Below are 10967 nucleotides of genomic sequence, written 5' to 3' on the forward strand. Positions count from 1 at the left end.
TGTAATTGTATGTACCACTCCCAGCAAGGGTTTTAACATCGGGGGGTTAGCAACTGGCTATTTTATTTGCCCTAACCAAGAACTACGGCAAAAAATTTATCAGTATTATCAAAAAAATTGGTTATACAAAGGTGATATTTTTGGAACCGAAGTTACAAAAGCTGTTTATTCAGCAAAAGGGGCAAAATGAATTGATAAATTACATTTAATCTTTCAAGAAAACTATAAAATTATTGAATGTTTTATTCGGGAAAACCATTTACCACTAACAATAATGGCAATGCCAAGCAGTTTTGCCACTGTTATTTTAATTAATGATGATAAAAAAACATTAGCATTTTATAAAAAACGCTTTTTTCAAGAGAAACTTTTAGTAAAATTTAATTATGATTTTTATGATTTAAAAAATAAATGGTTTTGGTTAGTTCTGAGTTGTTCAAATAAAACAATTAATGAATTTTTAATTCGATTAAAACGAATCTTTAAATAAAAATCTATTTTTTAAAATTTATTTAATAAGAATTTATTTTATTAAATAATTATTGTTTTCTGTTTTTATAGTGATAAAATGATAACGTACTTTTCTAAAACGAAAAGTTAATAATTATCAATTTTAACGAGTGTCAAGAACACCTAATAAAGTTTATTTTATTAGGTGTTTTTTGTTTAAAATTATTTTTTATTATTTTTTAGTGATGCAACTAAAATATTTTTAATATCTAATTTTAAGTTTGAAAGCTTAAAATGCTTTTTTATACTTAATTTATTATATGAAAGGAAAACAACTATGCCAAAATCACAAAATAATTCAATTGAAAATTTATCAACCCCTAATGATCTGTCTAAAAATGATTCTGATTTAGATAGCAAAACTTTTTCAGCATCGAATGAAATTTCTGAAGCAGACGAAGTTATTATCCCCGAGTTCCTTTTCCGTGAGGAATCTCCTTTACCACCAGTCTCAGACCCATCTGAACTAATAAATTCTTCAGAAAGAAATGAACCCACAGAAAGTAACCCACCAGAGTCACCTATTTCCTCAGCAGGAAGTAGCACTATCTTAGAAGTTGGTGTTGAACCTAATCATTCATTAAATGCGGAAACTGCTGATTTTATTGTCGAAATTGATGAAATTCTTAACGAGCACATTTCTGAACCAGATGTTCGATCATTTTTTATGCATGTCAAAGCAATTGCTCAAAACGGGTTTAAAAAAGAAGAACTTTTAGATACCTTTCTAAATTTTTTAGAATCAACAAGTATTTGTGTGGCAAAATACACAATGCCTAATTTTAATTTATGAAAACCGGAGGGATTATATTTTTATTACTATGATATTGTTTATTTATCAATGAAACCATTAGTTGAAAAATATCTTGATAATGAAAAGCACAACTTGACTAAATATGCCCAAAAAGTTCTGGCCACTAGTATTTACTTATCAGTGGGTTGCAACATTTTAATGCAATTAGTTCACACTTATGAAACTACTTATGAAACTTATGAACATGATGGTGGTTTTGAACTATTTAAAGAAATTTATTTCAAGGGAACTAACTTCTGATCAACAATGGCCCAGGGAATGGAAATGGTCAACTTGATTGCCACAATTTGTGCAGAAAAAGAAAGTTTGGGGGTGCAAGTTATTAATAACATTACGGGAGTCCTATCACCAGGTTTAAATTTAATGACTTATGGTGTTTTAACAAGAAATTTGATTACGAACCAAGGATTAACAAATTCTTTGAAAACAATTCTAGAAGCTGTATTACCAGCAGCATTTTCTTCAATTGTTGATAGCACCCGCGGTGCTTTTAGTATTGTTAAAAAAATTACCAATTTAATAACCGCGTATTGAAATCGCCCCCAAGAAATTAATGAAAATACTCCACTTTTAAATAATGACTCTGTACCATCCAACAACCAACAAAGACTACTTGCTAATCATCGTAAGCAAAATCTTCAAAGACAGCAACAAAACCTTGCCCAACAAGCCCAATTATCACCAGAAAATACTTCAGTTAATGATGATTTAGTCGAAGTTCATAGTATAAAATAAAACGAATTTTAAATTCGTTTTTTAAATTAATTATTAAAAATACTTGTTATATTAAGGTGATTTTGTATATAATATAGGAGTGGAAAATACCAATTGGAACAGTACTCAAGTTGGTGAAGAGGGCACCCTGCTAAGGTGTTAGGTCGGGCAACCGGCGCGAGAGTTCGAGTCTCTCCTGTTCCGCCATTAATTTAAAAGAAAAACTTAGTTATATGTAGTAATATAACTTTTTTTATTGGTAAAATAATATTATAGTTAAAACAACGAAAGGGAAAATTAATGAAAAATTGATTAAAAATAATTTTATCAATGATGTTTTTATTCGGGCTAGCAGTAGCAGCAGTCGTAGTTGTGGCAATCATTTTTAATATTGCTTTTATTTGAATTTTTGTTTCAATCTTGATTATTGACTTCTTAATGGCATTTTGAATATTTTTTTCAAAAAGAAGATACGAGGTTAAGCTATCATGAATAATTTTCGTTATTTTTATTCCCTTTATTGGTTTGTGTGCGTACATTTTTTTTGGTCGAAAATATCATTTTTCCAATAAAAGAACAATTTACTACGAAGCAATTAATAAAAATGAATACCAACAGTTTCAAGAAGATAATCTGGCAAACTTAACAAAGATTAATATCTTAAGCCCGCATTTTACAAGAACTTTTGAACTCCTTAATCATAAAGCAGAAAAACCAGTCTATGGTAATAGTGCTGTTGAAATTTTGCCAAACGGGACAATTGCTTTTTACCATATTCTTTCTGATTTACAAAAAGCCAAAAAATATATTCTGTTAACTTATTTTATTATTGCCGATGGTGAGTTATTTGAAGCATTTGCCGAAATTATTAAAGAGCGGTTAAAAGCTGGCGTAAAGGTTTATTTAATTTATGATCATGTCGGAAGTTATTTTAAAATTAGTGAAAAGAGTTTACGCAAATTAAAAAAAATTGGGGTTAAAATGTATAAATTTTTACCAATTATTACTCCATTTTTAAATGGGAATGCTAACTATCGTAATCATCGCAAAGATGTTATTATTGATGGGAAAATTGGCTATACTGGTGGAATTAATTTATCCGATTTATATGTTAACCAATCGGCAAAATTTGGCCTTTTTCATGATGTCCAATTACGAATTGAAGGTGATGGGGTCCGCGCTTTGGAAGTTATTTTTGCTGATGATTGGTATTTTGCTAGCAAACAACGTGAGCGGATTAGTGAGTTAGAAAATGATATTTTTACTAAAAAAGATCATCACCAAACAAATAATACCTTAGTCCAAATTTTTAATGACTATCCCAGTTTTTCAGAATCATTAAATCGCGATGTTTATATTTCATTAATTAATAATGCAAAAAAAAGAATTTGATTATCAACACCTTATTTCATTGCCCCTGGGGAATTGATTTTAGCATTGAAAACAGCAGCCCAAGCGGGAATCGATGTGCGCTTAACAATCCCAGGATTAACTGATAAAATTTTTGTGCTAGATATTACTAAAACTTATTGTAAAGAATTACTAGCAGCGGGGGTTAAGATTTACGAAATGAATAATGTTTTTTGTCATAATAAAATAGCTATTTTTGATGACGAAATTGCGATTGTTGGGACCTGTAATTTAGATTACCGTAGTTTTTTCTCCGACCACCAAACAACAGCCATTATTTATGATAAGGAAGTTGTGAAAACATTTTTAACTCGCTGAGAATGAGATTATAACCATGCGATTTTATGACGTGAATGACCAATTAAGTATAAACCATTAAAATACCGGGCTGGGCTACAATGTCTAAAATTAGTTAGTCCAATTTTATAATATCTTTTAAAAATCAAGTATAATAATGGTATATTTAAGTGGTAAAAGATGAGGTGAAGGAATGTTATTTAATAAATTAAAAAACAAAACTCCGACAGAAGAAGACAAAAAACAAAAACTAGGCAAACATAATTTATTACAAGATGAAAAAAAGACAACACCACAAGAACCAGAACCACGGAATTTTTTTGATGATGAAGAAGACAGCAAGGACATTAAAACTGGTTTTAGTTTTAAAAGACGAAAAACCCATAAAATTATTAAGAATTTAAATGCCCAAAAAATTCGTACGTTATTATTTTATACGGATGTTAGTAATGTCCTACGCCAGTTAGAGTTTGGGATCCAACCGATTAAAAATATTCACCTTGCTAAAGATAGCGAATATATTGTATGAACATACCTGGAAAAACCTGACCACATTGAATTTGAATTAGATAATTCAACTCGACACTATTTTTGAAGTTGGATTGCTGATCAAAAAGTTGATCCAAACCAAATTGCCGTGATTGCAATTGATATTAAAAAATTATTTGAAAATTCAAAAACTGATTGATATTATGAAGAAACAACTCGTCGTGTTCATTTATTTGAAGATGTGAAACCAGAGTGTATTAAATGAATTTTAATGAAAAATAATGAATATTTAAATCGGATTCAGAATTATGTTAAAAGCACTAATTTAAAAATTAAAGTTTTCCAAGGCGAAAAAGGAAATATTGAAGAAGTTGCTAATAAAAATAGAAAGAAGTAAGTTATGAGTAGAAAATTAGAGAAGATTACTCCTCGCGATGAGGATTTTGCCCAATGATATACTGATATTGTAGTTAATGCTGATTTAATTAGTTATGGTCCAGTGAAGGGCACAATGATTTTTAAACCGTATGGTTATGCGATTTGAGAAAATATTCAAAAATATTTAGACCAAAAATTTAAGGAATTAAAAGTAACGAATGTTTACTTTCCCTTATTAATTCCAAAATCATTATTTGATAAAGAAAAAGAACATATTGAAGGATTTTCGCCCGAAATTGCGACGGTTACTAAAGTCGGAGACAAAAAATTAGAAGAAGAATTATATATTCGTCCCACTTCGGAAGTACTATTTGGAACTTTTTTTGCGAAAGAAATTCAAGGTTATCGCGACTTACCACTGTTATATAACCAATGGGTAAATGTTTTACGATGAGAAAAAACAACCCGTCCGTTTTTACGTACCAGTGAATTTTTATGACAAGAAGGACACACTATTCATGCCAAAGCCCAAGAAGCAAAAGATTTTACCTTAAAAATTCTTGATGTGTATAGTAAATTTGCCGAAGAAGCCTTATTATTACCAGTTATTCGTGGGCAAAAAACAGAACGCGAAAAATTTGCGGGAGCATTAGAAACATATACCATTGAGTCTTTAATGTATGATGGCCAAGCGCTGCAATGTGGAACAAGTCATTATTTTGGTCAAAACTTTGCCAAACCTTTTGACATTAAATTTTCAAACCAGGATAACCAGTTAGAATATGCTTATTCAACATCATGAGGAGTATCAACTCGCACAATTGGGGCCATCATTATGACCCATGGTGATGATCATGGGTTAGTATTACCACCCATGATTGCGCCAACCCAAGTAATGATTGTTCCGGTTAAAAATGATGAGGCTTTATTAACAGTTGCAGAACAAATTAAAGAACAGTTAGGAGATTTCCGCGTGGCTATTGATGAATCGGAAAAGTCATTTGGTTATAAATTAGCCAATGCAGAAATTAAAGGGATTCCTGTGCGGGTTGAAATTGGTCCGCGCGATTTAGAACAAGAAAGTGTAACAATTACTCGCCGTGACACTTTTGAAAAAATTCAAGTCAAAATCCCGCAAATTTTGCCAACAATTAATAAATTATTTGCGGAAATTAGTGCTAATCTTTTTAACCGGGCCCTAACTAACCGCCAACAACGAACTATTAAAGTTAATACTTATGAAGAATATAAAGAAATTTTAAAACAAAAAAATGCCCTATTTTTAGTACCATTTTGTGGGGCGATTGCTTGTGAAAATATTATTAAAGAAGAAACCCAAACCGTTTCGCGTTGTATTCCGTTTGATATTTCCCGCGAGGTTTCGGGACAGTGTTTCCGTTGTGATAATCCTGCCCAGTATTTAGTATATTTTGCCCGGGCTTATTAAAAAATAAAGGAAACCTTACTTTAATTAGGTAAATCTTAATTGAAGGAGGTTTTTTATGTTGAGCACTAATTTATTTACGGATTCATTATATGTTGAAAATTCTCGTGAATTTTTAACCACTAATAAAATTAATTTAGCCCTTGATTTTGCCAGCTCTGTTTATCCCTTTGCCAACGGGGACAATAAATTTGCCATCCCATTTTATTTTCGACCTAACATTGGTAATTTAGCCGCTTGGTTTGATGAAAGTGGTAATCCTACCGATAAATATTATAGTATTCATAATCACCATCCGCATTTTGATTATGATTGGTTATTTGATGAGTACCCTAATTTAAATTTCAATTTTAGTCGCCTGACTGTAAGTTTTAATTTTAATAATAAAAAAGGCTGCTTGTTTAATAGTGATTTATTAGCAACTAGTTCTGAAACCCTCTTAGCTGCCAAAAATCACCAATTAAATTATGGTAATTGAGCCAAAGAGGTTATTCCAACAATTTGTTTAAATAATGATAATTGAAACCAAATCACGGTTGTGGTGAGTTTGGATTATAATGATAATAATGCATTAGTTGCCAAAAACTCTTACCAAGAAATTTACTGAAATTTTCGCCCACAGCCCGTTGCTGCTTCGCAGCTAGTCATTAATGCTCTTTTTGAATATAAGAATTATAACGAAAATAATCACCAATTTGATTATCAAAAAAGTTTACTAAAAGATGAGTTAACGTTTACTTATTATAATAAAATTAATGACCCTAGTATTCCCAGCCTCTTTTCATTTGATAATAATTTTAACTATAACTTAGAAGATTACAAAAAATACCCTCATGATATTATTACAAAAATTGATAAACTCCGTACCAAATTACCAAACCCAAATTTAATCTTACCAGTGACAACTTATATTTTAAGTAGTACCACTAAATATAATTTTGATAAAATAACTGGCTATTTAAAATATCGTGATCACCATTTTTACCACTATTTTAGTAATAACACAATGTATAATCCCCAAAAACAACGAGTTGAAATTACAGATAATGTCGGAACTAACAATAGATTATTAATTGATCCCTTTTTAGCTCATGACGAATTAGTTTTACAAACAGTTATTCCAACCTTAGGAATTATTATTAATCAAAAAATAGTTTTTGATCACCATAATTTTCATCGGTCAGTTACTATTAGCATTCCGTTTCAGAAAAAATCTTTTTTTAATAATTTTATTAATCCCCAAGCAACTATATTTTTAATTAATAATGATCGCCTTGCTTATTATTATAACCAGCCTTTTGATGATAACCAATATGCTAACTTTGTTCAAGATTTTTATTTCCAAAATTAAATCCTTTTTGAAACCAAAAGATAATAAGCAAATGGAAGTTACTTATGACAAGAAAAGTGTTTCTAAATTTAAACAATGAAAATTTAAGCGCCAAATTATTATCGGTTTTTTTATTATTGTTATTTTAGCGTTTCTAACCTGCCTTGGCGTTTTAATTTACCAAAATGTTATTATTAAGCAGCACCAACCATCAGGCCAAGTTATTAAAGACTCACCACCTTCACCGCAACCACCACCAAATGATAATTCGTATGCCCTAACTTTAGCTAGTTATCAGTTCAATGATGCTATTGTTTTTCAATATAATGACTATTTTTTCTTAAATTTACGCGTTAAAAAAATCTTTTTAACACAATGAATTAATGCTTTTCCCACTATTAATAATGAGGATAGTTATTTAGTTTTTGATTGCAGCAATGAATATTATGAGTTATCAAAAGTAATTACCATTGCTCATTATACCTTAGCTAATATAATAATTAATTCGTGGCGTATTAAAATTTAAGATTGCATTTAAAAAAGTGGAAAAGATTTATTTTTAATTTTATTTGTTATAATTATAAATATAGTAATAAATAGAGGTGAAATTGCATTATGAATATTATGGAAGAACTACAGAAAGTTTTAAAGCAACGGGGGATTAATAAAACAGTTGATTTGAATACTAATTTTAAAGATCTTGGTCTTGATTCCTTAGATTTAATGGATTTGGTTATTTTAGCGGAAGAAAAATTATCAATTCGGATTCCAGATGATAAGTTAACAGAAATTAAAACAGTAAATGACTTAGTTAAAATTATTGATGATCTAAAGAAATAAGGGATTTTTTATGGCTTTATCGTACGATAAAATTGTTCAGATTTTAAAAGATAAAAATTATCGGTTAACAGATATTCGTTTATCAATTATTAAAATTTTAACTGATAAAAAGCACTTAATTTTGTCCGCAATTGTTGAAGATTTAGAAAAAGAATACCAAAATGTCAATTTAATGTCAGTATATAACACTATTGATATGCTCTTAAAAGAACATATCCTTTTTAGTAATACTTTTGATGGTAAACAAATTTGATACGACCTTGCTGAGAATCCTTCGTTTCACGCCATTTGTGACTCATGTAAAAAAGTTCTTCATATTAAAGATGAAGCAGTTTTAAAAGCGATTGATATTGTTAGCTTAGGGAAAGTTTTAGAAAAAATTCACTGAAAACCAATTCATTTTAAAATTGAAGGACATGGTTTGTGTGAAGAATGTCAAAGCTTAAATCGTACCGAACATACCCATTTTGATGATGACTTAGATTAGTTTAAGATTTTTTGTGCTTTAAAAAATATAAATTTAAGATTTAATTATTTAATTTTAAGAATTTATTTGTTAAAATAAATAAGTGTTAATTTAGCACAATAAAATTAGGGGTGTAGTTCAAGTGGTAGAACATCGGACTTCAAATCCGAGTGTTGTGGGTTCAAGTCCTGTCACCCCTGCCATATTTTAAAAGTAGTATTTTGAAAAATACTTTTTTATTTTTACCCAAGATTTTATTTTTTTATGTTATTATTTTAAAGAAACTAGGGGTGTAGTTCAATGGTAGAACAACGGTCTCCAAAACCGTATGCTGTGGGTTCAAGTCCTGTCACCCCTGCCATAACAAAATAAAAAATAAGGAAGTATACCCAAGTCTGGTTGAAGGGGGCGGTCTCGAAAACCGTTAGGTGATGAAAGTCACGCAAGAGTTCGAATCTCTTTACTTCCGCCATATTTTTAAGTTTTACATCAAAAAAAGAAAATCCATTCTATTAAGAATGGATTTTTATTTTATTTATCAAATTCCGGAATTGTTACAAAAGCAACTGTATCTAATCCCGCATGAGCAACAAATACATTTGGTAATTTTTCAACATGATAGTTAATTTTATGTTCATTAAGAACACCAACAATTGCATCTCAAACTTTTGCTGAACATTCTGAAGTTTTTAAAACAAATAATTCATATTTTAACTTAACTTTTTTAGTAAAGTTTTTTAATAGATCAATAAAGCTTTCTACTAATGAGTTTATTGTTCGTGATGAGGCAACTTTTTTAGGATTTTCCCCTCATTGCAATAAGATTTTAATTTTTAATAAATTAATTAAGGAAAGTAAAACTTTTTTAACTCGCCCCCCGCTTGATAAACGGTCAAGACTCCCAGGAATCATAGCCATTAAGGTTGAGTTTTCAAATTTTGTTGTTTCCGCAATGATATCTTTGCGATCCATTCCTTTATCGGCTAAATCTTTTGCCAAAATTACTAGTTGTTTTAAAGAATAAGCTGCTGTATGGTTTCGAACAACAGTAACTTTTTCCTTAAATTCATCATCTTGAGCAATCATATAAGCTGTTGAATATTGACTAGATAGTTTTTCAGCAATTGGATAATGAATTATTTCATCATGAGTTTTTAGTAATTCTTGATACATATTAATAACTTCTCCGGTTGACGCTTGACTAGTTTTTGTAATCCCAGTTCTAACAACTTCATAGAAATTATTAGCCGCAACTTCTTGTTCATTATCTAAAATATCTGTTTCACCATTTAAAATAATGTGCAATGGTAAAACATGAATTTGATATTTTTTAATTTCTTCCTCTGTAAATCCTGCTGATGAATCAGTTAAGATTGCAATTTTTTTGCTCATTTTTTTCACCTCTTATTTTTCTCAACATACTAGGACAACAGTATTAGGTCCGGTATGGGCTGCTATGACATTGGCTAAAATTACTGTTTTTTTAATTTCACAACCATAGTCAGTAATGATTTTTTTGACATCATTTAATGTTTCTTCATCTGTTTTCGAATGAATTAAAATAATTTCTTTTCAATTTTTACGTTCTTTCTTAATTTGATGTAATGTTAATTCAATTGCTTTTTTAAAAGTTCTTGTTTTTTCAAATTTATCAATTTTTCCATCATATCTTAAAATCGGTGTGATCTTTAAAAGCGAAGCGAGAGCCGCCGCTGCGGGGGTAATTCTTCCACCCCGCTTTAAAGTTTCCAAACTTTTGGGAATAATAAAAGCAGAAAATTGCTTTTTTAATTCATCAACTTTTGTTTGTATTTCTTCTGGTGCCACTCCTTCTTTTAATCACTGATAAATATGGTCAATCATATGTTTTAATACTTCGCTAACACCATCAGTATCGATAACAAAAACACGATCTTTATATTCATCTTGCTGTGAAAGCATGTAAATATTTTCATGTTGACCCGATAAACCTTTTGATAAACCAACGAAAACAATTTTTTCGTAAGTTTTTAACAGTTCATCTCACTTGTTAATCATTTTTCCCATTGGGATTTGGCTCGTCTTAATAACTTGCTGAGCTAAAATATCATAAAATTCGTCGAATGAAATAATATCATCATCGTCATCAACTTCACTACCATCAGGGAAAGTCAATAGTAATGGCATTCAATACATATCATCATATTTTTCTAAGTCTTTTCTTTTGATTCCTGATGAGGAGTCAACTATTATTGCTACTTTTTTCATATTTATCCCTCGTTTAATTCTACAAATT

At 29.9% G+C, this 10967-nt stretch carries 11 protein-coding genes and 4 tRNA genes; 13 read left to right on the forward strand and 2 right to left on the reverse strand.

What is annotated here, in order from left to right:
• The first annotated feature begins 280 nt into the window (after window positions 1–280).
• The 13 genes from QPK10_RS03910 to QPK10_RS03970 all read left to right on the forward strand — a co-directional run bounded on the left by QPK10_RS03910 (window position 281) and on the right by QPK10_RS03970 (window position 9164).
• Window positions 281–490, forward strand: a complete 210-nt coding sequence (locus tag QPK10_RS03910) for a hypothetical protein (RefSeq protein WP_368486721.1) — start codon at window positions 281–283, stop codon at window positions 488–490.
• Window positions 491–787: 297 nt separating this feature from the next.
• Window positions 788–2059: a hypothetical protein gene (locus QPK10_RS03915; protein WP_368486722.1), complete on the forward strand. Its 1272-nt coding sequence runs from the start codon at window positions 788–790 to the stop codon at window positions 2057–2059.
• A 95-nt stretch (window positions 2060–2154) separates the two neighbouring features.
• Window positions 2155–2245 (forward strand) — tRNA-Ser (locus QPK10_RS03920).
• A gap of 93 nt (window positions 2246–2338) precedes the next feature.
• A complete protein-coding gene (cls, locus tag QPK10_RS03925) occupies window positions 2339–3877 on the forward strand; it encodes a cardiolipin synthase (protein ID WP_368486723.1) in 1539 nt (512 codons plus the stop codon).
• A 61-nt stretch (window positions 3878–3938) separates the two neighbouring features.
• Entirely contained in the window at window positions 3939–4631 is a 693-nt protein-coding gene (locus QPK10_RS03930) for an acetyltransferase (RefSeq protein ID WP_368486724.1), read from the forward strand.
• Window positions 4632–4634: 3 nt separating this feature from the next.
• Entirely contained in the window at window positions 4635–6059 is a 1425-nt protein-coding gene (gene proS / locus QPK10_RS03935; RefSeq protein ID WP_368486725.1) for a proline--tRNA ligase, read from the forward strand.
• Between the two features lie 55 nt (window positions 6060–6114).
• Window positions 6115–7407, forward strand: coding sequence for a hypothetical protein (locus QPK10_RS03940; protein ID WP_368486726.1), 1293 nt, complete (start codon window positions 6115–6117; stop codon window positions 7405–7407).
• A gap of 31 nt (window positions 7408–7438) precedes the next feature.
• Entirely contained in the window at window positions 7439–7912 is a 474-nt protein-coding gene (locus QPK10_RS03945) for a hypothetical protein (RefSeq protein WP_368486727.1), read from the forward strand.
• Between the two features lie 89 nt (window positions 7913–8001).
• On the forward strand, window positions 8002–8226 hold the full coding sequence (locus tag QPK10_RS03950) for an acyl carrier protein (protein WP_368486728.1): 225 nt from the start codon (window positions 8002–8004) through the stop codon (window positions 8224–8226).
• A gap of 10 nt (window positions 8227–8236) precedes the next feature.
• Window positions 8237–8713: a Fur family transcriptional regulator gene (locus tag QPK10_RS03955; protein ID WP_368486729.1), complete on the forward strand. Its 477-nt coding sequence runs from the start codon at window positions 8237–8239 to the stop codon at window positions 8711–8713.
• Window positions 8714–8819: 106 nt separating this feature from the next.
• A tRNA-Trp gene (locus QPK10_RS03960) sits at window positions 8820–8895 on the forward strand.
• 83 nt (window positions 8896–8978) lie between these two features.
• Window positions 8979–9053 (forward strand) — tRNA-Trp (locus tag QPK10_RS03965).
• 18 nt (window positions 9054–9071) lie between these two features.
• A tRNA-Ser gene (locus QPK10_RS03970) sits at window positions 9072–9164 on the forward strand.
• A gap of 59 nt (window positions 9165–9223) precedes the next feature.
• Here QPK10_RS03970 and QPK10_RS03975 read toward each other — a convergent pair.
• On the reverse strand, window positions 9224–10084 hold the full coding sequence (locus tag QPK10_RS03975) for a DegV family protein (protein ID WP_368486730.1): 861 nt from the start codon (window positions 10082–10084) through the stop codon (window positions 9224–9226).
• Window positions 10085–10096: 12 nt separating this feature from the next.
• The gene (locus QPK10_RS03980; RefSeq protein WP_368486731.1) at window positions 10097–10939 is read right to left on the reverse strand and encodes a DegV family protein; all 843 of its coding nucleotides are present in this window, start codon (window positions 10937–10939) and stop codon (window positions 10097–10099) included.
• Between the last annotated feature and the right edge of the window lie 28 nt (window positions 10940–10967).

It is taken from the genome of Spiroplasma sp. DGKH1, assembly GCF_040940205.1.
Classification (GTDB): Bacteria; Bacillota_I; Bacilli_A; order Mycoplasmatales; family Mycoplasmataceae; genus Spiroplasma.